This window comes from Streptomyces sp. So13.3 (assembly GCF_005860785.2).
GTDB classification, from domain to species: Bacteria; Actinomycetota; Actinomycetes; order Streptomycetales; family Streptomycetaceae; genus Actinacidiphila; species Actinacidiphila fildesensis.
In genome coordinates, this window is record NZ_CP048835.1 from 6250635 (window position 1) to 6273056 (window position 22422).

20 protein-coding genes are annotated in these 22422 nt (G+C 71.1%); 14 read left to right on the forward strand and 6 right to left on the reverse strand.

Going from position 1 to position 22422, the window contains the following annotated elements; all coding sequences use genetic code 11:
- Nucleotides 1-5: 5 nt before the first annotated feature.
- Nucleotides 6-776 carry a polysaccharide deacetylase family protein gene (locus C8250_RS28280; protein WP_138350870.1) on the forward strand — a complete coding sequence of 257 codons (771 nt, stop codon included), beginning with the start codon at nucleotides 6-8 and terminating at the stop codon, nucleotides 774-776.
- A 39-nt stretch (nucleotides 777-815) separates the two neighbouring features.
- On the opposite strand, the gene C8250_RS28285 is transcribed toward C8250_RS28280, so the two are convergent.
- Both C8250_RS28285 and C8250_RS28290 read right to left on the reverse strand, forming a co-directional pair.
- Nucleotides 816-2267, reverse strand: coding sequence for a penicillin-binding transpeptidase domain-containing protein (locus C8250_RS28285; protein WP_138350869.1), 1452 nt, complete (start codon nucleotides 2265-2267; stop codon nucleotides 816-818).
- Nucleotides 2264-3613, reverse strand: a complete 1350-nt coding sequence (locus C8250_RS28290; protein WP_138350868.1) for an FtsW/RodA/SpoVE family cell cycle protein — start codon at nucleotides 3611-3613, stop codon at nucleotides 2264-2266. The genes C8250_RS28285 and C8250_RS28290 overlap by 4 nt, the downstream gene beginning before the upstream one ends.
- Nucleotides 3614-3709: 96 nt before the next feature.
- On the opposite strand from C8250_RS28290, the gene C8250_RS28295 reads away from it, so the two are divergent.
- The 3 genes from C8250_RS28295 (at nucleotide 3710) to C8250_RS43010 (ending at nucleotide 5802) form a co-directional block, all read left to right on the forward strand.
- Nucleotides 3710-4363, forward strand: coding sequence for a pentapeptide repeat-containing protein (locus tag C8250_RS28295; RefSeq protein WP_138350867.1), 654 nt, complete (start codon nucleotides 3710-3712; stop codon nucleotides 4361-4363).
- A gap of 37 nt (nucleotides 4364-4400) precedes the next feature.
- The gene (locus tag C8250_RS28300; RefSeq protein WP_138350866.1) at nucleotides 4401-4889 is read left to right on the forward strand and encodes a glutathione peroxidase; all 489 of its coding nucleotides are present in this window, start codon (nucleotides 4401-4403) and stop codon (nucleotides 4887-4889) included.
- Between the two features lie 280 nt (nucleotides 4890-5169).
- Entirely contained in the window at nucleotides 5170-5802 is a 633-nt protein-coding gene (locus C8250_RS43010) for a hypothetical protein (protein ID WP_198356987.1), read from the forward strand.
- Between the two features lie 303 nt (nucleotides 5803-6105).
- Here C8250_RS43010 and C8250_RS28310 read toward each other — a convergent pair whose 3' ends face one another.
- Nucleotides 6106-6297, reverse strand: coding sequence for a hypothetical protein (locus C8250_RS28310; RefSeq protein ID WP_138350865.1), 192 nt, complete (start codon nucleotides 6295-6297; stop codon nucleotides 6106-6108).
- A 154-nt stretch (nucleotides 6298-6451) separates the two neighbouring features.
- Complete coding sequence (locus tag C8250_RS28315) at nucleotides 6452-7459, reverse strand: LuxR C-terminal-related transcriptional regulator (protein WP_138350864.1); 1008 nt, start codon at nucleotides 7457-7459, stop codon at nucleotides 6452-6454.
- Between the two features lie 384 nt (nucleotides 7460-7843).
- Here C8250_RS28315 and C8250_RS28320 point away from each other — a divergent pair, with 384 nt between their 5' ends.
- From C8250_RS28320 to C8250_RS28355, 8 genes are all read left to right on the forward strand, one after another.
- A complete protein-coding gene (locus C8250_RS28320; protein WP_138350863.1) occupies nucleotides 7844-9664 on the forward strand; it encodes a fatty acyl-AMP ligase in 1821 nt (606 codons plus the stop codon).
- The gene (locus C8250_RS28325; protein WP_138350862.1) at nucleotides 9661-11439 is read left to right on the forward strand and encodes an acyl-CoA dehydrogenase; all 1779 of its coding nucleotides are present in this window, start codon (nucleotides 9661-9663) and stop codon (nucleotides 11437-11439) included. The genes C8250_RS28320 and C8250_RS28325 overlap by 4 nt, the downstream gene beginning before the upstream one ends.
- A gap of 38 nt (nucleotides 11440-11477) precedes the next feature.
- A complete protein-coding gene (locus C8250_RS28330; RefSeq protein ID WP_138350861.1) occupies nucleotides 11478-11771 on the forward strand; it encodes an acyl carrier protein in 294 nt (97 codons plus the stop codon).
- On the forward strand, nucleotides 11771-14806 hold the full coding sequence (locus C8250_RS28335; RefSeq protein WP_138350860.1) for a type I polyketide synthase: 3036 nt from the start codon (nucleotides 11771-11773) through the stop codon (nucleotides 14804-14806). Before C8250_RS28330 ends, C8250_RS28335 begins: the two co-directional genes overlap by 1 nt.
- Nucleotides 14803-15822, forward strand: a complete 1020-nt coding sequence (locus tag C8250_RS28340; protein ID WP_138350859.1) for a 3-oxoacyl-ACP synthase III family protein — start codon at nucleotides 14803-14805, stop codon at nucleotides 15820-15822. Before C8250_RS28335 ends, C8250_RS28340 begins: the two co-directional genes overlap by 4 nt.
- Nucleotides 15823-15851: 29 nt before the next feature.
- Entirely contained in the window at nucleotides 15852-17825 is a 1974-nt protein-coding gene (locus C8250_RS28345; protein ID WP_138350858.1) for an HAD-IIIC family phosphatase, read from the forward strand.
- Nucleotides 17822-18076, forward strand: a complete 255-nt coding sequence (locus tag C8250_RS28350) for a phosphopantetheine-binding protein (protein ID WP_138350857.1) — start codon at nucleotides 17822-17824, stop codon at nucleotides 18074-18076. Before C8250_RS28345 ends, C8250_RS28350 begins: the two co-directional genes overlap by 4 nt.
- Nucleotides 18077-18139: 63 nt before the next feature.
- Nucleotides 18140-18988 (forward strand): 4'-phosphopantetheinyl transferase superfamily protein, encoded by an 849-nt coding sequence (locus C8250_RS28355; protein ID WP_138350856.1) that lies wholly within the window; start codon nucleotides 18140-18142, stop codon nucleotides 18986-18988.
- A gap of 30 nt (nucleotides 18989-19018) precedes the next feature.
- Here C8250_RS28355 and C8250_RS28360 read toward each other — a convergent pair whose 3' ends face one another.
- Complete coding sequence (locus C8250_RS28360; protein WP_138350855.1) at nucleotides 19019-20050, reverse strand: LuxR C-terminal-related transcriptional regulator; 1032 nt, start codon at nucleotides 20048-20050, stop codon at nucleotides 19019-19021.
- Between the two features lie 197 nt (nucleotides 20051-20247).
- Here C8250_RS28360 and C8250_RS28365 point away from each other — a divergent pair, with 197 nt between their 5' ends.
- Complete coding sequence (locus tag C8250_RS28365) at nucleotides 20248-20421, forward strand: hypothetical protein (RefSeq protein WP_187145010.1); 174 nt, start codon at nucleotides 20248-20250, stop codon at nucleotides 20419-20421.
- 41 nt (nucleotides 20422-20462) lie between these two features.
- Here the strand turns inward: C8250_RS28365 and C8250_RS28370 are convergent, their stop codons facing one another.
- Nucleotides 20463-21185 (reverse strand): 4'-phosphopantetheinyl transferase superfamily protein, encoded by a 723-nt coding sequence (locus C8250_RS28370; protein WP_138350854.1) that lies wholly within the window; start codon nucleotides 21183-21185, stop codon nucleotides 20463-20465.
- A 337-nt stretch (nucleotides 21186-21522) separates the two neighbouring features.
- On the opposite strand from C8250_RS28370, the gene C8250_RS28375 reads away from it, so the two are divergent.
- Nucleotides 21523-22368 carry a metallophosphoesterase gene (locus tag C8250_RS28375; RefSeq protein ID WP_138350853.1) on the forward strand — a complete coding sequence of 282 codons (846 nt, stop codon included), beginning with the start codon at nucleotides 21523-21525 and terminating at the stop codon, nucleotides 22366-22368.
- Nucleotides 22369-22422: the final 54 nt, after the last annotated feature.

Consider the following 22422-nt stretch of genomic DNA (forward strand, 5'->3'; position numbering starts at 1 on the left):
AACCCATGGCGCGACTCACCGCGAGCCAGCGGAACGTAGCGATAACCGTTGCCTCGGTCATCGCCCTGATAGCCGCGATAGCCGGTGCCCTGGCGGTGTCCGGATACAACAAGGCACAGGCGGACGCGAAGGAATCCAAGCCCACGGTGGACGCCAAGCCCGCCCGGCCGGTGCCGATCGAGATCGTGCACATGCCGGAGAGCGGCGGCAAGGCCGTCAACATCACCATCGACGACGGCCCCGACCCCACCTGGACGCCCAAGGTGCTCGAGGTGCTGAAGCAGAACGATGTGAAGGCCGTCTTCTGCGTGATCGGTCCGCAGGCGAAGGCCCACCCCGACCTCATCCGGCAGATCGTGGCCGCCGGACACCGGCTCTGTGACCACTCGATGACGCACGACACGGGGATGGACAAGAAGTCCGAGGCGTACCAGAGCCAGGAGATCCTCGACGCGCAGCGGATGATCGAGGAGGCCTCCGGCGGTGTGAAGGTGCAGTACTGGCGGGCCCCGGGCGGTGCTTTCACCCCCTTCAACCGCAAGCTCGCCGCGGCGCACGGAATGCGGCCGCTCGGCTGGAACGTGGACTCCAAGGACTTCGAGAAGCCCGGTGTCGGCGCCATCGTGAGCACCGTCAAGAAGGAGGTGGCGGGCGGTCCGACCCTCCTCTTCCACGACGGCGGCGGTAAGCGCGAGCAGACGGTCGCGGCCCTGGAGAAGGTGCTTCCGTGGCTGAAGCAGCAGGGCTACGCGTTCAGCTTCCCGAAGATCTACTAGACCCCGCAGCCCCGCAGCCCCGTTCAGCGGTGGCGCCGGTCAGCCCAGGACGGCCCGCATGACGTCGCGGGCGATGGGGGCCGCGCTGCCGCCGCCGGAGATGTCGGCCCGGACGGCCTCGGCGTCCTCGACGACGACGGCCACCGCGACGGCCGGCTGGCCGGCGGCGGACTTGGCGTAGGAGATGAACCAGGCATACGGCATGCCCTTGTTGCCGACGCCGTGCTGGGCGGTGCCGGTCTTGCCGCCGACCGTGATGCCGGGGATGGCCGCGTTGGTGCCGGTGCCCTTGGTGACGACGGCCTCCATCATCTGCTGGAGCCGGACGGCGGTGCCGGAGCTGACGGCCTGGTGCAGGAGGCGGCCGGCGGCCGCGGCGACCGTGACCCCGTTGGAGTTGGTGATCCGGTCGACGAGGTACGGGGACATCAGCTCACCGCCGTTGACGACCGCCGCCGCGACCATCGCCATCTGCAGCGGGGTCGCGGTGGTGTCGAACTGGCCGATGGACGACAGGGCGACCTGGTCGGGTCCCATCCTGGTGTCGAAGTTGCTCGGGGCGACGCTCGGCGGGATCCGCAGCCGGTGGTCGTTGAAGCCGAACGCCTGCGCCTGCTTCACCATCCCGTTCAGCCCGACGTCCACGCCGAGCTTCGCGAAGACGGTGTTGCACGAGACGGTGAAGGCGACGACCAGGGTGGCGTCGGCGCAGCCCGCCGCCTCGTTCTCCAACTGGGTGGTGGTGCCGGGCAGCGTGTAGGGCTCGGGGGTCTTCGTCGGGGCCTTCGGATCGGTGACCTTGCCCGACTCCAGGGCCGCGGCGGCGGTGACGACCTTGAAGGTGGAACCCGGCGGGTATGTCTGGCGGATCGCCCGGTCCAGCATCGGCTGCTCGGGATCGGAGGTGAGCCGGGCCCACTCGGCGTTGACGTCACGGCCGGTCCCCGCGATCCCCGAGGGGTCGTAGGAGGGCGTGGAAACCAGCGCCAGGATCCGCCCGGTGGCCGGGTCGAGCGCGGCGACGGCGCCCGTGCGGTCGCCGAGCCCGGTGAAGGCGGCCTCCTGGGCGGCCGGGTTGATGGTGGTGTGGACGTCACCCCCCTTCTGCCGGGCGCGGGTGATCTCGTTCCACAGCGGCAGCGAGGCCAGCTGCGGGTCCGTGCCGGACAGCACGGCGTCCTCGGTGCCCTCCAACATCCTCGTGCCGTACAGCTGCGACACATAGCCCGTGACGGGCGCGTACAGCGGCCCCTGGGTGTAGGTGCGCAGATACGTCAGCTGGTCGTCGGTCTCCCGGTAGCCGGTGACGGGCCTCCCCGCGACGAGGATGTCGCCGCGCGGCTGGTCGTAGCGGGCGATCATCGCGCGGCGGTTGGCCGGATTGGCGTTGAACGAGTCGGCCTGGAAGATCTGCACCCGGCTGGTGTTGATCAGCAGCGCGACCAGCAGGACCAGACAGCAGGCGGCGGCCCGCCGGATGTAGCGGATCACCAGGCACCCGCGTCCGGCAGGGGACGGCGCGCGCTGTCGCTGAGCCGGATCAGCAGCGCGACGATGATCCAGTTGGTGACGACGGACGAACCGCCCTGGGCGAGGAACGGCATCGCCATGCCGGTGAGCGGGATCAGGTCCATCACCCCGCCCGCGATCACGAAGACCTGCAGGGCCAGGATCGAGGCGAGGCCGATCGCCAGCAGCCGGCCGAACGGGTCGCGCAGCGCCAGCCCCGCCCGGTAGCCGCGGGCCACCAGCAGCGCGTAGAGCACGAGGAGCACCGTCAGCCCCGCCATGCCCAGCTCCTCGCCCACCGTGGAGAGGATGAAGTCGGACTTGGTGGCGAAGCCGATCAGATACGAGTGGCCCTGTCCGAGGCCGGTGCCGAGCATGCCGCCGGCGCCGAAGGCGAACAGCGACTGGGCGAGCTGGTTGGGTCCGTCGCCCGCCTCGATGCTGGCGAACGGGTGCAGCCAGTCCTCCACCCGCGCGTGGACATGCGGTTCGACCGCACCGACGGCGAAGGCGCCGAGCGCCGACAGCAGCAGCCCCACCGCGATCCAGCCGGTCCGGCCGGTCGCGACGTACAGCATCACCACGAACAGCCCGAAGAAGAGCAGCGAGGTGCCCAGGTCCCGCTCCGCGATCAGCAGGCACACGCTGAGCAGCCAGATCGTCACGATCGGGCCGAGCACCCGGCCGGTGGGCAGCTGCAGCTTCCAGAAGGTGCGGCCGGTGTACGCCAGGGCGTTGCGGTTGGTGGCGAGATACGCGGCGAAGAACAGCGCGAGCAGGATCTTGGCGAACTCGCCCGGCTGGATCGAGAAACCGGCGACCCGGATCCAGATCTTGGCGCCGTTGATCGCCGGGAAGGAGATCGGGACGACCATGAGGAACAGGGCCGCCGCGCAGCAGACGTACGCGTAGCGCGACAGCACCCGGTGGTCGCGCAGCACCAGGACCACCGCGATGAAGAGCCCGATGCCCAGCGTCGACCAGACCAGCTGGGTGGGAGCGCCCTCGGCACCGAGCACCGGCTCCAGATCGAGCCGGTAGATGAGGACCAGCCCGACCCCGTTGAGCAGGACGGCGATCGGGAGCAGCAGCGGGTCGGCGTAGGGCGCGCGGGCCCTGACCGCGACATGGGCGAGCAGGGCCAGCACGCCGAGCCCCGCTCCGTACCCCGCCGCGTCGGGCGGCACGGCGCCGTTCCTGGCCAGTCCCACTTCCGCGTAGCCGTACACCGAGATGAGAACCGCACCGATCAGCAGGGAGAGCTCCACGCCGCGCCGCTTCGGCAGCAGCACGAGGGGCGGGGGAGCGTCGGTGGTCGTTGCGCTCATGGGCTGCAACGTAGCAAGCGGCGGGGCCAATGTCCCTTATGTGACCGATGGGCACCGCGAGCCCCGCTGTCGGAGCCGGGACGTAGGCTGCAGGATGTGACACCACCCGAGGAGCTCGCCGACCTGCGCTACGCCGACCTGCTGCGCCCGCACGAGGGCGGCCTGGAGGTCGACGAGCGGTACGACACCGTGCACTTCGACCGGCTCACCTTCGAGGACGAGAAGGCCTCGGGGGCACACTTCCTCGAGTGCGCCATCACGGACTGCAGCTTCACCGGCACCCCGCTGCGCGGCGCCCGGTTCAACGACGTCTGGGCGCAGGCCACCCGCTTCACCGGCACCGCGCTCGCCGAGTCCTCCTGGCTCGACACCACCTTCTCGGCGTGCGCCCTGGCGGGCATCGAGGCGTACGGCTCGGTGCTGCGGCGGGTGGTGTTCCGCCAGTGCAAGTTCGACTCGGTGAACCTGCGGGCCACCACGCTGCACGACGTGGTCTTCGAGGACTGTGTGCTGCGGGACGTCGACCTCGGCGGCGCCAAGCTCACCGGGGTGACCTTCCCCGGCACCCGGCTGGAGCGTGTCCACCTCGCCCGCGCCACGCTGAAGAAGACCGATCTGCGCGGCGCCACCACCCTCGAACTCGCCGACGGCCATGAATCGCTCAAGGGTGCCCTCATCACCACCCTCCAGCTCTTCGACCTGGCCCCGGTGCTCGCCCAGACCCTCGGCATCACCGTCAAGGACAAGTAGTCAAGGACAAGTAGTCAAGGACAAGTAGGAGACCCCTGTGAGCCTGTACGACATCCCGCTGCGCACCCTGTCCGGCGAGCCCGCCTCGCTGGCGGACCAGCGCGGCAAGGCGCTGCTCATCGTCAACGTCGCCTCCAAGTGCGGTCTCACCCCGCAGTACGAGGGCCTGGAGCGGCTGCAGCAGCGGTACGCGGAGCGCGGCTTCACCGTGCTCGGTGTGCCCAGCAACCAGTTCGCCGGCCAGGAGCCCGGCAGCGCGGAGGAGATCCAGACCTTCTGCTCCACCAGCTACGGTGTGAGCTTCCCGCTCCTCGAGAAGGCGGACGTCAACGGCGAGGAGCGGCACCCGCTGTACACCGAGCTGACGCAGGCGAAGGACGCCGAGGGCGAGGCCGGTGACGTGCAGTGGAACTTCGAGAAGTTCCTGATCGGCCCGGACGGCGAGGTGGCGGGAAGGTTCCGGCCGCGCACCGAGCCCGAGGCCGCTGAGCTGGTCGAAGCCATCGAAGCCGTGCTGCCCGCCTGACCTCGCAAGATCGCCTCGGGGGCTCCTAAGGGCGAGGCCACGCCATGGCGCGATCCGGCACGTTGGAACTCATTGTCCGGGTGGTCGCTCTCCTGCTTTTCTCTTCTTACCGCCTCGGCGAGGAAGGGACAGCGGAGTGCAGGAGAGCGAATTCCGTACCGGGCATCTATGCGTGGACACGGATCCTGCGCTGTGCCTCCCCTGCCAGGAGCGGTTGGATCGGCAACTCGCCTTGCTTCCCCGGGTATATGGCGAGTTGGAGGCTGCGCTCGTTCCGGCTGTGGACGGTGGCGACCGTGTCACCGCAGGTGGCCGGCCCGGCATCCCGCTGAACGGGCCGGCTGTCGATGCGCGCGCCGACATCCGAGGCACCCTCGCCTCCTGGGCCGATCTGATAGTCGAGGGCCGCACCGTCCGCCTCCCCCTGCGGACGGTGCCGGCCCTCGCCGCATTCCTACGACGCCATCTGGCGTGGCTGGCCGTCCACCCCGCGGCCGAGGACGCCGCGGCCGAGGTCGACGCACTCGTGCGCCGCTGCATGAAGATCGCCCGACCCCGTCTGGAGCGCCGTATCCCCGTTGGCCCGTGCATCGTGCAGTCCTGCCCCGGCCGCCTCACCGCCGTCGTCCGTGAACCCGGTTCCACGCTTCCCCCGGCTGTGGAGTGCGATACGGAGCGCGCGCATGTCTGGCCGCCGGAGCGCTGGCGCGCCCTGTACCGGGGCCGGGCCTGTGACGGGGTCCCGCCCGGGCTCAGCGCCCGCGAGATCTCCTCGGCCTGGCGGATTCCCGCAGGCACCGTCTACTGGCTCGCCAATGAGCACCAGTGGCGGCGCAAGCGCGACGGGCGGCAGGTCTTCTACGCCCAGGAGGACGTGCTGCGGACGCTGGGCCGCGACCGCCTCACGGGCTGAGCGCGCCCCGGCCTGCACGGAGCGGACCCGGGCCGGCGACGGTCCGTGAGCGGCCGGGCGAGAACGGCTGAAAAGATTCGGTGCCGGCTGGCCGGGAACGGCCCCTCATGGCTGAAAAGGCACCCTTGCCTCGTGCCGCACTCCGTAACCCGCGTAACCACGCATCCGGGCGGCCTTCCGAGCGACATGGCTGAAAATCGCTGTCGCTCTGGCCGAAACGCGTCCGGACGTACACAGCGCTGTACGGCCCGCGGCGTAGCCGCGAGCCGTACAGCGCTGTGGGGGAGGGGGGAAGGTCTGTTGTCAGGCAGTCGCCGAGGCGGGCACCCAGATGGCGGGTGCTGCTGTCTGGTCCCACAACTCCGGGCTGGCGCTCTGTGACGTGCGCTGCGACTCCGTGCCGGAGTCATGCGTCGCTGCCATGGCGGTCCCGCCGACTGAAGAAAGGGCGAGCACCAGGGCTGCGACCGCAGTGATCTTGGTCAGGTGCTGCATGCTCGACATCGTGATCCTTGTCTGGGAAGGCAGGAGATTGCTCACGGGTTCGGGATGCCCTTGTAGCAATGCCAGAGTGCCAAAAATGGACGGCAAGTGGCCAGTTAGGGCAGGTGCGTAAGTGCGCAATGGCGCGAATCGGAAGGTCATGAGGTCAGATGAACCCATGAGTGACGGCGAGGACGCCGGCCTGGAACCGGCTCTCGGCCTGCAGGTATCTCATGACCTCGGAGACCAGGCGGCTCACCGTACGCAGTGAGATCCCCAGTTTCCTGGCGATCCGCTCATCGGTGAGTCCATTGGCCAGGAGACGCATGGCGGTGCGGTGCTGTTCGGTCAGCTCGCTCGCGGAGTCGAACCGGTCAGCCACTTTGGTCGAGTACGGCACGGAGCGCAACCAGCAGTCCTCGTAGAGGGCGCTGTAGGTACGGACCAGCGCCCTACCGCGGACCAGGAGCGCGGCTTCCGACGGGTTGTCGGGGTTGGCCGCGAGGATCGCGGTGTGCATGTCGCCGATGCTCAGGTCCAGCGGGACCTGGGGCGCCAGCCGGACCTCCACACCCGCGGAGGCCAGCTCGGAGAGGTACTTGCGCTGCCGCGGCGCCGAGTTGATGCCCTGGGTGTAGATCGCCTGCACCCGGATACCGCGTTTGACCATGTCGGCGTCGCCCTGCAGGGACTCGGCCAGTACCTCGGCCGGCGGCAGCGGCCCCGGATGCATGGACCGCGAGCGGGTGGTGAGGGTGGCGTAGTAGTCACCGACCATCTGCCGCTTGCGGCCGTCACCGGTGATGATCTCGACCTCGACCTTGGCCGCGTCCCGCTGGACCGCGGGACGGTAGCGCTCCATCAAGGACTCCGACGCCCTGACGATCGCGGTCAGCTCTTCACGCTGCGCCTGCAGTGCGGCCCGCTGCCGGTCCAGCAGGCTGATCAGCGCGGTGTCCGGATCCACGGGGTCGACCTCCTCCGGGCTGCGTCCGGCGCGAATCAGCCCCAGCTCCCGGAGCTCAGCCCAGCCGGTCGCCGCCTCGGTGGCGGTGAGACCCAGTCGTGCCGCGGCCGTCGCCGGTGGGCACGACCCCTGATCACGCAATGCCTGGTACAAGGCAAGACCGACATCGTCGGATTCCGCCGCCCCGCCTCGAACAGTCACAGCCATGGCTACCCCCTCACCCAGAGGCGACTTTAGCAACGGTTGTGCCATATGCCAGCGGCCCGCTGCCAGCAGATGGCCGGTCATCGCGGTCGCACGTCGCCGCCGGGCCGCTGTGGCCGGGCCCCGGGGGCGGGGGGAGGAAACACTGTCCGGAATGCCGGGCTCCGCACGGCTCCTCCGGGAACTGCCGGGGGTCCGCTCCGCAGGATCGGTGACGCACGTCACCAACCTCCAATCCATCCTCTTGGCCGCTGGTCGGCCGTGTCAACCGGTTCACGCAACCGCTGCTTTAGCCACTCGACCGATCCTCCAACGACATGTGCGGGACCCGTTCCACGCCGGTCTGTCAGCGGACCGGTGGCTGCGCCGCGAGGGGATGTCGAGGGGATGTCATTGTCAGGCTTCGCCACTTTCACCGAGCTTGTCCTGGAACGGGCCGCGGAGCTCGCCGACGCGGACGCCCATGTCTTCCTCCGGGACGCGGGACCGGCCATGGCGGCCGAGCATCTGACCTACGCGGAGCTGGACCGGGAAGCGCGGCGGATCGCCTCCGTCCTGCAGCTGCACGGCGTGGAGGGGCAGCCGGTGCTGCTCCTGTACCCGACGACGGCCGAGTTCCTGAAGGCGTTCATCGGCTGCCTGTACGCCGGAGCGGTGGCCGTGCCGGCGCCGCTGCCCGGTGACGCCGGCCAGGAGAAGCGGCTGAGCCGTACCTCCGCGGTGATCCGGGACTCCGGAGCGAAGCTGGTGCTCACCGACCGGGCCAACGCGCCGGACATCGCGCTGTGGCTCTCCCGGGCCCGCCGCGAGGACGTGGTCTGCCTGGCCACGGACAACACCGGCTTCGGCGACCCGGCCGCCTGGCAGCCCGTCGCGGCCCGCCCCGACGACCTGGCGTTCCTGCAGTACACCTCGGGCTCGGTCTCCGACCCGCGCGGCGTCATGGTCTCGCACCGCAACCTGATGGCCAACGAGGCGGCCATCGCCCGGTCCCTGGGCACCACGTCGGAGGACCGGTTCGGCGGCTGGCTGCCGCACTTCCACGACATGGGCTTCATCGCCCACCTGCTGCACCCGCTCTGGCTGGGCAGCTCCTCGGTGCAGATGTCGCCCACCTCCTTCATCAAGCGGCCGGTGCGCTGGCTGCAGGCGATCGACGAGTACGGCGTGACCGCGGGCGGCGGCCCCAACTTCTGCTTCGAACTGTGCCTGCGCCGCGTCACCGACGAGCAGATCGAGGCGCTCGACCTGTCCCGCTGGCGGCTCGCGCTCAACGGCGCCGAGCCGGTCCGCGCCGACACCCTCAAGGCGTTCGCCGAGCGCTTCGCCCCCGCCGGGCTGCGGCCCCAGGCGCTGTACCCCTGCTACGGGCTGGCCGAGGCCACCCTCATCGTGTCCGGCGGCGTCCCCGACGCCCCGTTCACCGAGAAGCAGGCGGACACCAAGGCCCTGGAGCGCGACCAGCTGGCGGCGGCCGAGCCGGGCAAGCCGCAGCGGACCCTGGTCAGCAGCGGACAGGTCACCGACTTCGACGTACGGATCGTGGACCCGGCCGGCTACCGGGAGCTGCCGGCCGGCGCCGTCGGCGAGATCTGGCTGCGCGGCGACAGCGTCGCCCAGGGCTACTGGCAGCGGCGGGAGGAGTCCGACGCGACCTTCCACGGCACCTTGAACGACGGTGAGACCGGGTTCCTCCGCACCGGGGACCTGGGCGTGCTGGACGACGGCGAGCTGTTCGTCACCGGCCGCCTCAAGGAAGTGATCATCATCAACGGGCGGAACGTGTACCCGCAGGACGTCGAGTTCGCGGTGCGGGCCACCAGCCCGGCGCTCGGCCACGGCGCGGGAGCGGCCTTCAGCGTCGAGGCCGGGCGCGAGCAGCTGGTGGTGGTGCAGGAGGTCAAGGGCGAGGGCGCGAGTGCGGCGAGCCTGCGCGCACTGGCTCAGCAGGTGCAGGCGATGATCGGCCAGGACTTCAACATCCCGGCGGGCAACGTCCTGCTGGTCCGGCCGGGCACGGTCCGCAGGACCACCAGCGGCAAGGTGCAGCGCACCCTGATGCGGCAGCTCTTCCTCGACGGTGAGCTACGCGGCGAGTACGAGGCGCTGGACCCGGCCGTGCACGCCGTGGTGCGGGCCCGTGACACCCTGCTCGGCGAGGACCTGCTGCAACCGGAACCGGCCGGCGGGAGAGGCAGGCCGTGGTGACCAGACCCGCGACCGGCAGTCCCGCCGCCCTCGCCGAGGCGCCCGCACCGCAGCAGCGTGAGGCTGCGGTGCAGGCGCGTGTCGCCGAGCTGGAGGCGCTGCTCGGCGACCCCACCGACCCCGGCAACCCCTGCGGCTACCAGGCGGTGCTGAACGCCGACCGGGCCGCGGTGCCGTTCAGCCGGGGCGAGGGGCTGCTCGACGACTTCGGGATGAACCGCGAGTTCGTCCCCAGCAGGCTCGGCGGCCGGCTGGACTCCATCGACACCCTCGTCCGCGTCATGCGCCCGGTCTTCCGCCGGGACGTCGGGCTCGGCATGAGCTACGGGATGATGTCGTACATGGCCGCCTCCGACGTCTGGATGGCGGGCAGCGACGAGCAGCAGGAGTGGCTCGCCGGTTCGATGCTGCGGGGCGCGAAGGCGGCCATCGCGCAGCACGAGACGGCGCACAGCAACCAGCTGGTCCGCAGCCAGGTCGCGGCGCGGCGGGCGGACGGCGGCGGGTTCCTGCTCAGCGGCGGCAAGCCGGTGATCAACAACCTGGCCCGTTCCGAAGCCCTGGTGCTTTTCTGCCGCACCGACCCGGCGCCCGGCAGCCGCAGCCATTCGGTGCTGCTGCTGAACCCGGGCGAGCTGCCCGTGGACCGCTCCAGGATCGTGCCGCACCAGATGCCGGTCGGACTGCGCGGCAACGCCTTCGCGGGGCTGGAGTTCGACGACTGCCCGGTGCCGGAGTCCGCGCTGCTCGGGCCGGTCGGCAGCGGTATCGAGACGGCGCTGCGGTCCTTCCAGATCAGCCGTACCGTCATCGCCGCGACCGCGCTCGCGGCCGTGGACACCAGCCTGCGCACGGCGGTCCGCTTCGACCACGAGCACCGTGGCGGCGGCTGGGCCGGCGCCCGTTCCGACGCGCAGCGCACCGACGCCGCCGCGACCGGAGCCTTCGTCAACCTGCTGCTGTACGACAGCCTGGCGCTCGTCGCGATGCGCGCGATCCATCTGCTGCCGACGCAGACCAGCGTGTACTCGGCGGCGCTGAAGTACCTGCTGCCCCGGATCCTCACCGAGACGATGTACGACCTGTCGATCGTGCTCGGCGCCGGGTTCTACACCCGCGAGGGCACGCTGGGCATCTTCCAGAAGCACGTCAGGGACGTGCCGGTGCTCAGCCTCGGGCACGCCGGATCGGTGGCCTGCCAGGCCACCGTCATCCCGCAGCTGCACCGGCTGGCCCGGCAGTCCTGGTTCGTCGAGGACGACGCGCCCGCCGGGCTCTTCCGGCCGCGCGCCGAACTGCCGCCGCTGCGCACCGAGTCGCTCAGCCTGGCCTGCGGCCGCGACAGCCTCAGCGCGTCGCTGCTGTCGGTCGCCGCCGCGATTCCGGGCCGCAGCCCGGTGGAGAAGGCGCTGCGCGGGCTGGCCGGGCAGTTGGTGGAGGAGTTCCGCGATCTGCGCGACCGGGTCCTGGCCCTGGAGCCCGCGGACCGCACCACCCCGGTGGGTCCTGCCTCGTTCGCCCTGATGGACCGGTACGCGCTGCTGCTCGCGGCGTCCGCCGTGCTGGGGGTGTGGCGGCACAACCAGGACGGCTCCGACCCGTTCCTGGCCGACCCGGCCTGGGCGGCCGCTGCCTTGCACCGCATCGCGCGGCGGCTGGGCGCGAAGGTCCCCGATCTGCCGGGGGAGTGCGAGACCCGGCTCCGGCACGAAGTCCACGTCCGTTTCAGCGCCCAGCGCAGCTACGACCTCTACAACACTCCCATTCCCGGCTGACGGTTCATGGGCCTGACGCGTACCCAAGGAGTCCAGCGATGACCGCTCCGACGACCCGGCACAGTGCTGTGCTCGCCGACAACCTGCACCGTGGCTGGTTGCTCGACCGGCTCGCGCTCTACCTCAACCGCCCGGCCGACAGCATCGACCCGACGGTGCCGCTGGCCGAGTTCGGCATGGACTCGGTGGCCGCGCTGAGCCTGTGCGGTGACCTGGAGGACCAGTTCGGGCTGTACGTGGAGCCCACCCTGCTGTGGGACCACCCGACGGTCGAGAGCCTCGTCGGGTACATGGCAGTGGAGATCCCACGGGTCGGGGAGGACAACCGCTGATGGACTCCATCGCCATCGTCGGGCTCGACTGCGCGTTCCCCGGAGCGCCGGGCAGCGACGCGTACTGGGACCTGCTGATGCGCGGCGGCGACGCCGTCGGCGACATTCCGGAGCAGCGCTGGAACCCCCGCGACTACGCCTCGCAGGAGCCCGGCGCCGTGCACTCGGAGATGACGCGCGGCGGCTTCATCGACGACGCGGACGCCTTCGACAACGACTTCTTCTCGGTGGCGCCGCGCGAGGCCGCCGCGATGGACCCGCAGCACCGGCTGCTGCTGCAGTGCGCCTGGCGCGCCCTGGAGGACTCCGGGCGGGCCCCGGGCGCGCTGGCCGGCACGGACGCCGGTGTCTTCGTCGGGGTGATGGGCGGCGAGTGGGGCCGGCTGCGGATGGGCGACCACACGGAGATCACCCCGCAGCTGGGCGCGGGCAGCAGCGCGGGGATGACCGCCAACCGGATCTCGTACCACCTGAACCTCACCGGGCCGAGCCTCGCCGTCGACACCGCCTGTTCCTCGTCGCTGGTCGCCGTGCACCTGGCCGCCAACGCGCTGCTGTCCGGCGAGTGCGACACGGCGCTGGCCGGCGGGGTGAACCTGGTGCTGTCCCCGGCGCTCGGCATCGTCTACACCCAGTTGGGGCTGGCCTCCTCGGACGGCCGCTGCCGTCCGTTCAGCGCGGACGCCGACGGCATCGCGCGCAGTGACGGCGTCGGCCTGGTCGTGCTGCGCAGGACCGCGGACGCGCTCGCCGACGGGCAGCGGATCTACGCGGTGATCCGCGGCACCGCGGTGAACCAGGACGGCCGCAGCAACGGTGTCACCGCCCCCAACCGCTGGTCGCAGCAGAAGGTCGTCGAGGCCGCGTACCGGCGGGCCGGCGTCACCCCGGAGCAGGTCTCGTTCATCGAGGCGCACGGCACCGGCACGGTGCTGGGCGACGCCATCGAATGCGCGGCGCTGGGCACGGTGCACGGTGTGGAGCGCGCCGAACCGTGCGCGATCGGCTCCGTGAAGGGCAACCTCGGGCACACCGAGGGCGCGGCGGGCATCGCTGGGCTGATCAAGGCGGCGCTGGCGCTGCACCACCGGATCGTCCCGGCCAGCCGGTTCGCGGACCGCGAGAACCCGCAGCTGCGGCTCGCGGAGCGCGGGCTGCGGCTGCTGAAGTCGCCGCTGCGGCTGCCGCCCGGCGAGGCCGTGGCCGGGGTGAGCAGCTTCGGCATGGGCGGTACCAACGCGCACGCGGTGCTCGCCACCGCGCCCAGGACCAGGAACAAGGCCGTCGGGTCCGGCGTCCGGCGGGACACGGCCGCCGGCGCGGCGGGCGTCTTCACCCTCACCGGCGACACCCCGGAAGCGCTGCGCCGCAATCTCGCGGACCAGGCGGAGGCCGTCGCGAAGCGGCCGCGCGGCGAGGCGGCGGCGCTGTGCTGGAGCAGCAACCGGATCAAGACCGGGCTGCCGTTCCGCTTCGCCCTCACCGCCCGCGACACCGCGGAACTCGCCGCGGGGCTGCGGCAGGCCGCCGGGCAGGACCTGCCGGGCGGGGTCGCGCACCGGCCGTGGAGCCGGCCCGTGGTGGCGTTCCTCTTCACCGGCCAGGGCAGCCAGTTCCCGGCGATGACCGCCGGGCTCCACCGTGACTCCGCCGTGTACCGGCACTTTCTCGACGAGGCCGACGCGGCCCTCGCCCCGCACACCGGGGGCTCCGTCCGCGATCTGATCCTGGGTGGTGAGCAGCGCATTCACGAGACCGGCACCGCGCAGCCCGCCCTGTTCGCGGTCGGCTACGCCCTGGCCCGTACCCTCACCGAACTCGGCGTCCAGCCTGCCGCCGTGCTCGGCCACAGCATCGGCGAGTACCCGGCGGCGGTGCTCGCCGGAGTGCTGAGCCTGGACGAGGCGGCCCGGCTGGTGGCCGTCCGCGGCGCGCTCATGCAGGAACTCCCCGCGGGCGGCGGCATGCTGGCGGTCAACGCGAGCCCCGCCGATCTGCGGAGCCTGCTCGACGACGAGCCGCAGGTGGGCCTCGGCGCGGTCAACGGGCCCGCCGACGTGGTGCTGTCCGGCGCCGTGAAGGCGCTGGAGCGGATCGCGGAGATCCTGCGCTCGCGGGGGGTGCGGACCAGGGCCGTACCGGTCTCGCACGCCTTCCACTCACCGCTGATGGCCCCGGCGCTGTCCCGGTTCGCGGAGACGGCCGGCACCGTCGCCGCCGCGCCGCCACAGGTGCCGCTGGCCTCCACCCGCTACGGGCGGATGCTGCGCGACGAGCCGATGGACGGCGCGTACTGGACCGGCCAGGCGGCCGAGCCGGTGCTCTTCTCGTCCGCGCTGGGCGCGCTCAACGAGGCGCTGGCACCCACCCATCTGATCGAGATCGGCCCCAAGCCGCAACTGCTGCCGCTGGCGGGACGGGCCGGGCTGCGCGGGGACATCGAGTTCCTGCACCCGGCGCCGGGCGCCGAGGCGTCCGGCCGGGACCTGGCCGAACTGGTCGCCGCGCTCTACCGGGCCGGGCTCGACCCGGAGTGGGACGCGCTCTACGCACCGCGGCAGCGCACGGCCGAACGGCTGCGGCCGTATGTGTTCTCGGACCGGCACCGCTTCTGGAACCGGCCGGCCGAGCCGTCGGAGCAGACCGCCAGGAGCCCGAAGGCCGCCGTACGCCCGGTGGAGCCGGTGCTCGCGCTGGGCCCCCCGGCCGCGCTCCCGGCCGAGTTCGCCGAGCCGGCGGACGCTCCAACCGCCCGGCTGGACGTGCTGTCGCAGGAGCGGGACCCGGTGCTGGCCGCCGTCGTCGAGGCCGTCGCGGAGGTCGGCGGCTATCCGCTGGAGCAGGTGGTGGCCTCGGCGCGCTTCTACGAGGACCTGGGATTCGACTCGGTGATGATCATGCAGCTCAAGGACCGGATCGAGGCGCGGCTGTCGAGCGCCGGCGAGATCTCCGTACAGCAACTCCTGCCCGCGCTGCGGTCCGTCGGCTCGCTGGCTGAGTTCCTGACCGAGTGCGTCAGCGTGCGTACGCCATGACCGGGACGACGGCGTACCTCGCCTCCACCGGTACAGCGCTGCCCGGAGCGCCGGTGGACAACAGCACCCTGGGGAAGCTGCTCAGCGTGAGCGAGGAGTGGATCGACATCTTCGTCGGCACCAGGACCCGGCACTTCGCCTGGGACCTGGCCACCGGCGAGGTCCACCAGAGCCTCACCGACCTGTGCGCGGAAGCCGGGGACCTGGCCATCGCCGGCGCCGGACTCGACCCCTCCGACATCGAGTTCCTGGTCCTCGCCACCGCGACCCCCGACACCCTGCTGCCGACCACCGCCGCCCGGGTCGCCGACCGGCTCGGGCTCAACTACCTGCCCGCGTACCAGCTCCAGGCCGGCTGCTCCGGCGCGGTGCAGGCCATCGACCTGGGACGTTCGCTGATCGCCGGCGGCTGCGGAGCGGGGCTGGTGATCGGCGGGGACGTGACCAACCGCCATCTCGACCTGCGCCGCGACCTGAGCCGGATGCCCACCGAGGAGCTGGTGAACTACGTGCTGTTCGGGGACGGCGCGGGCGCCGCCGTCCTCACCGCGGAGCCGGCCGGGGAACGGGTCGCGCTGCGCGGGGTGCTCAACCGCTTCGCCGGGCTCGGCCGGCCGCCCGGCCAGATCATCGACTGGTACGGGATCACCGACCGGCACACCGAACGCCAGATGATCTCCGAGGACTACAAGGAGATCGAGGAGAGCGTCCCCGTCATGGCCGTGGAGATCCTCTGGGACCTCCTGGGCCTGCTGGACTGGGGCATCGACGACCTCGACTTCCTGCTGCCGCCGCAGCTCTCCACCCGGATGACCCAGCGCATCGTCGAGCACCTGGCGGTGCCGGGGGCCCACGAGATCAGCTGTGTCTCCGACACCGGCAACACCGGCAACGCCCTGCCCTTCCAGCAGATCGAACGACTGCTGCCGGAACTGCGGGTCGGCCAGCGGGCGCTCGCCATCGCGGTGGAGTCCAGCAAGTGGATCAAGACCGGGCTCGCTCTGGAGAAGGTCTGAGAAGGTCTGAGAAGGACGGATTGCGTTACATGACAACAGGACTGGAACGGCTGCGCGAGCTCAAGGCACTCGGGCGGCTCGAGGCGGAGTACGACCGGGTCGCCCCGCTGCTCGCGGAGCTCACCGACGACCCCGGCACGTCCGCGGCCGCCGATCTGCCGCGCGCCGGCCGGCTGCTCGCCGGCCTCGACCGCGCCGCCGTCCTGGCCGCCCATCCGGGCACCCCTGTCGTCACCGTCGCCGTCACCGGCCAGTCCACCGTGGCCCAGCTCGTCGACCCGCTCACCGCGGAACTGGCCCGGCACGGGCTGCTGCTGCACCCCGTGCTCGGCGACCACGGCGCCTACCTGCACGATCTGACCTCCGAGCAGGGGCTCTTCCACGGTCTGGGAGCCGACCTCTCGCTGTGCCTCCTCGACGCCGAGACCGTCTTCTCCGAGGTGATGCTGCCCTGGGACGTCGCCGCGCTGTCCCGCGCCGCCGACGGCGTACTGGAGCGGCTCACCGGCCTGGCCGCCGAGCACGCCCGGCTCGCCGGGACGGCGGACGGAACCGGCGGCACGCTGGTGCTCAACACCCTGCCGCTGCTGCGCCGCCACACCCACCAGCTCGTCGACCACCGCTCGCGGGCCCGACTCGGCGCGGTGTGGCGGGAGTTCAACGCGGCGCTGCTCCGGCTGACCGAACGCTTCCCGGGCCTGGCCGTCATCGACCTCGATCCGCTGATCGCCGACACCGGCCCCGTCTCGGATCCCCGGCTGGCCGGCTACGCCAAGGCCCAGTACACCGCGGCGCTGCTCGCCGCCTACGCCCGGGAGGCCGCGCATCTCGCCAGGTCGCTGCGCGGGATGACGAAGAAGTGCCTGGTCCTCGACCTGGACGACACGCTCTGGGACGGCATCCTGGGCGACGCGGGGGCGGACGGGATCGCGGCGGCGGGGACGCTGCGCGGTGAGGCCTTCGGGGCGTTCCAGCGGACCGTCAAACAGCTCGGCTCGCAGGGCGTGCTGCTCGCCGTGAGCAGCAAGAACGATGCGGAGCCGGTACTCGCCGTGCTCCGCGACCACCCCGACATGGTGCTGCGTGAGACGGACTTCGTGCAGGTCAACGCCAACTGGCGGCCCAAGGACGGCAATGTCGCCGATATCGCCGACCGCCTCGGCATCGGCCTCGACTCCCTCGTCCTCGCCGACGACTCCCCGGCCGAACGCGCCCAGGTGCGGCACGGCGCCCCGCAGGTCGCCGTCGTCCCGCTCGACGACGAACCCGCGCTGCATGTGACGCGGCTGCTGGCGGACGGCTGGTTCGACACGCCCCGGCTGACGGACGAGGACCGGGCCAGGACCGGGCAGTACCGGGTGGAGCGCGAACGCCGGGAGCTGCGCGAGGTCAGCGGCTCGCACGCGGACTTCCTTCGCGAGCTCAAGGTGGGGGTGGAGCTGAGCGCGCCCCTGGGGCACGAGTTCGCCCGGCTCGCCCAGCTCACGCAGCGCACCAACCAGTTCAACCTCACCGGACTGCGGCTGGCGCAGCCGGACCTGGAGGCACGGGCCGCCGATCCGCGGCAGCTGGTGCTCGTCGCGCGCGCGACCGACCGGTTCGGCGACAACGGGCTCGTCGGGGCGGTGCTCGGCCATCGCGCGGCCGACGGACTTCATCTGGACAACATCTGGTTGAGCTGCCGAGTTCTGGCAAGGGGCATCGAGCAGGGCTGCGTTGCCGTCCTGCTGGAGCGGGCGCGGGACGCCGGACTCGCCGCGGTGCACGCGCGGTACCGGCCGACCGCGAAGAACCACCGGGTGCGGGACTTCTATCCCTCGCTCGGCTTCGAGGAGGTGGGGGAGGACGGCGACGGTGCCGGCGTACTGCTGCGCCATGACCTGCGAACGGTCCTGCCGGTGCCGGAACACCTCACCCTCGACGCCCGGATCGAACGGCTCGACGCGGGCGGCCCGAACGACGGGCATGACCGGAACGACGGACCGGAAGGGGACCGCCGATGAGCGGCATCGACGACCTGGGCGGCTTTCTGCGGCTGCTGCGCACCGAACTGGGCCTGCAACTGTCCGACCGGGACGCGTACACCGACCTCGCGGACGTCGAGGGCTGGGACTCGCTGCACCTGCTCCGGCTGGTGTCACTGCTGGAGGACGAGACCGGGCGCCGGATCCCGGTCCGGCAGGTCCTGGAGGCCCGCACCTTCCAGCAGATCCACTCCCTGGTCGCCGGCGGCGCGAGAGCCGCCGCACCGTGAGACCCGCGCCACCGCGCACCTGGAACACCCAATGCTGTTGATCCACCGTCTGGAGGAGCAAGGATGACCGTCCCCGGGAACTCCACTCTCGGCCCACCCCTCGGCGAGCCGGTCGAGGTGGGCGCGAGGGTTGCCGCCTGGGACAGGGTCCGCGCCGACCTGACGGCCTACGGAACCGCGCTGATCTACGCCCAGCTGGCCGATCTGCAGCCGGACCTGCCCGAGGGCGAGGAACTGCGCGCGCTGCTCGGCCGGGACTGGTCCCGCTATCTCGACCTCGCCCACCCCGCCGTCCGCAGCCGCTACGCCGCCTCGCGGATCCTGCTGAAGTTCGCCGCCGGCGCGGTGCTCAACGGCGACCCCGACGACCTGGAGCTGGCCTACGGGCCGACCGGGCGGCCGTATCTGCGCGGCTGCGACCAGATCGACATCAGCCTCAGCCACACCGAGGACCTGCTGCTGGTCGGCCTCACCACCCGCGGTCTGATCGGCGTGGACGCCGAACGGACCGACCGGCAGATGTACGGCAGCGGCCTGGGCCGCCATGTGTGCACGCCGTACGAACTGGTCACCCTCGCCTCGCTGGAACAGGAGCAGCGCAACCCCAGCCTGGTGCGGCTGTGGACCCTCAAGGAGGCGTACAGCAAGGCCATCGGGCAGGGCATGCAGTTCCGGTTCAGCGAGTTCGGGTTCGGCCCGGACGGCAAGCCGGTACGCGTGCAGCGCCCGGACGGCACGGCCGGGACGGGGTCCGAGTGGGCGTTCCGTACCTTCGTGCTCGACACCGGCTACTGCGTGAGCGCGGCGGTGTACGACGCGGGCTTCGGCGCGGTGCTGGACACCGACATCACGACCATGCTCGACCAGGACGCCGCGGAGGCGATCACCGCCGCGCTCAATGAGCAGGAGTGACGTTTCTCCGGGTCGCTGTCCCCGGGGTCGTCACTCCTTGAGGCCGAACTGGTCCAGCATCCCGGACAGCGCGACGTTGAACCCCGCCTGGAACCGGCTGGTGGCCTCGAGCTGTTCGGTGATCTCCGATATGTGGCGGCGGCAGGTGCGTACCGACATGCCGAGCCGGCGGGCCACCATCTCGTCCTTGTACCCCTTGGCCATCAGCCGGATGATCGACGCGCGGAGATCGTCGGTCCCCGAGGACGTCGACTGGCTGTCGGGGTTGAACGGGGTGGCGCCGTCCCACAGGTGCTCGAAGACCGCGCAGAGGAAGGCGACCAGCGTCGGTTCGCGGACGATCGCCGCGCCGGGGGTCTTCGAGGCCGACTTGCGCTCCGGCAGGAAGACGGTCTCCCGATCGTAAATGATCATGCGGTCGATGAGTTCGTCCGCGGTGCGGACCTCGGCGCCCTCGGCGGAGATGTCCCGGACATACGCCCTGGTGGCGAGGTCGCTGCGGGCCGTGTGCTGGTAGATGGTGCGGATCCGCACCCCCCGGTCCAGCGTGTTCAGCGCGCGCTGGCGGGCCGACGCCAGCGACGGTGACGAGCGGGCGCCGCCGGGCTGCACCGTGAGCAGCTCCTTGCGGCACTGCTGCGTCAGGTGGTTGATCATCGACTGGATGGTGTCCTTGTCGCTGATGACATCGAAGGCCTCCAGCCGGTTGCGCATCCGGCGTCCCTCGAAGTACCGCGGCATCAGCGAGAGCAGCTTCGACCGCACATCGGTGACGGCCTGCTGCAGATCCCGGATCTGATGCTCGGCGGATCCCACCAGATCCGCGGCCGCGACGTCAGGTCCCACCGGAACCAGCACGTCGGGATCACCCGGCATCGGCTGCAGAAGATGCAGAAGTCGCAGGACGTGTTCCACCCGGTCGACCTCGGGCGTGGTGAGCGAAAGTCGCTCCGCGATGTCCGCCCGGTCGAACCGTCCGAACTCGACGGCGGCCCCGTAGGCGGCAGCGCTCAAGTCGTCCAACTCGGCGAACTCCGAACTGGAATTGCCGCTTCCGGCCATCCGTGGCGCTCCCCCGTGAGCTGTGAAGTTGCTGCCATGCAAGCTTAGGCCATCGGGTTGGCCTTGGAGCGGGGATTCGAACCTGGGCATTGTGTGCGGGTCGGACAGTGGCTCTAGTGAGCCTCAAGTGACGGCAGCACAGCAGTGAAGTCCGTTAGACCGATCCTTTTGGGGGAAACATGAGGGTTTCGGCGAATATGAAGAGTGTGACCGTACGGGCGATACTCGTCGCAAGTGCGGTCGCGGCGCTGGCGGTCGGGTACTCCCCGGCGCAGGCGCAGACCTTGGAACGTCAGGCGGGGGATGCCATCAGCACTCCTGCGGCTTACAACACGGGGCACGTACACGCTGATGACGACGAATGGGACTGACCATCCCGGGGGACTGACCATCCCCGGTCGTTCGGCCTGATTCACGCAGCGCTCCCTACCAGGATCTGGTAGGGAGCGTTCTGCTGTGCCCCCACCGTCGCGGGAACCGTGGCCGGAACCGCGATCGCACTGACCAGTACGCCACCGCCCGCCGACCAGCGGCCGCTGAAACCCGTGGGGTCCCCCTCTTTCAGGGCGGACGCCGGCAGCAGCAGCCGGGCGCGGAAGGTACGCGCCACCGGGTTGACGGTGATGAGCGCGTCCTCGAAGTCCAACTCCCGGCCGGTGAGCGGGAACCAGGCCTTGTAGACCGACTCCTTCATGCTGAACAGCAGCCGGTCCCAGCACACCTCGGGGGCCGTCCGCATCAACTGACGCACCCAACCCCGCTCCTGGGGGAGCGCGATGGACTCCAGGATGCCCTCCGGTAGGGTGTCGTTGGGCTCGGCGTCGATCCCGATCGCCGCGATGTCACTGGTGCGGGCCACGGCCGCCGCACGGTAGCCGTTGCAGTGCGTCATGCTGCCGACCACGTCCGGCGCCCACTGCGGCGCGCCACGGGTGCCGGGGAGTATCGGCATCGCCGGCAGGCCGAGCCCGGCCAGGGCGCGGCGGGCGCACCAGCGCGCCGTGGTGAACTCCAGCCGCCGCTTCTCCACCGCGTTGCGGATCTGCTCCGCCTCCTCCGGGAACAGGGTCGCCTCGGGCGGATCCATCGTCGCGTCCACGGCGACGACCTCGGTGGGAAGCAGCTGCGCGATCATGGGAGCCCCGTTTCGTCCGACGCCTCGTCGGCGTCTGCTGCGTGCTCGCTCCGGTGTGTGGCGAGCGATTTCCACGCTGCCGTTCCGGGGGGTCACGGGACAACGAACGATGCTCCGGCGGCGCTGACAGGGCAGGTCACAGACCCGATTCATGGTCGGCAGCTGCTATCCGGGAGCGGGCGTGCGGACGGCCTGCCGGTCGGCAGGCACGGGCGCGCGCCGGCTTGCCATGCGGTTGCTACACGCCATGACAAGGCGGCCCGTGGGGCCGGGGGCAGGGGGTGCCTGCCCGGACTTAGGGGTTCTTCCCCACTCTTCGCCGTTCTACCCTCATCGGATGTCTCAAGGGAAGTTGCTGGGCATCAGTGACCTGCATGTCGCGCATCCGGAGAACCGGAAGATCCTCGAGGAGCTGCGCCCGGACAACCCGTCGGACTGGCTGATCGTCGCGGGCGACGTGGGCGAGATGCTCGAGGACATCGAGTGGGCGCTGGAACTGCTGAGCCTGCGCTACGCCCATGTCGTGTGGGCGCCGGGCAACCATGACCTGTGGACCCCGCACGGCGATTCCGTGCAGCTGCGCGGCGAGGCCCGCTACCGGCATCTGGTGGAGGTCTGCCGCTCGCTGGGCGTGCACAGCCCGGAGGACCCGTATCCGGTGTGGAGCGGCCCCGGCGGCCCGGTCGTCGTCGCGCCGCTGTTCCTGCTGTACGACTACACCTTCCGCACGCCCACCGCGGGCACGAAGGAGGAGTCGCTCGCGCAGGCCTACGAGGCCGGCATCGTCTGCACCGACGAGTTCCTGCTGCACCCCGATCCCTACCCCTCGCGGGACGCGTGGTGCCGGGCCCGGGTGGCGGAGACCGCGCAGCGGCTGGAAGCCTGCGATCCCGAACTGCGGACCGTCCTCGTCAACCACTTCCCCCTGGTGCGGGACCCGACGAATATCCTGCGTTATCCCGAATTCGCCCAATGGTGCGGAACGGAGCTGACCGCGGACTGGCACACCCGATTCCGGGCCGCCGCCGTCGTCTACGGCCACCTGCACATTCCGCGCACCACCTGGTACGACGGCGTGCGGTTCGAAGAGGTGTCGGTCGGCTACCCCCGTGAGTGGCGCACTCCAGGACACCCCAGGAACGTACCGCGGCAGATCCTTCCGGAGCCCGCCACGGCCCTCTGACCTGCCCCGCCCGACAGCACCCCGGGCGGGCACTCGCGCGCCGCTGGAGTACTT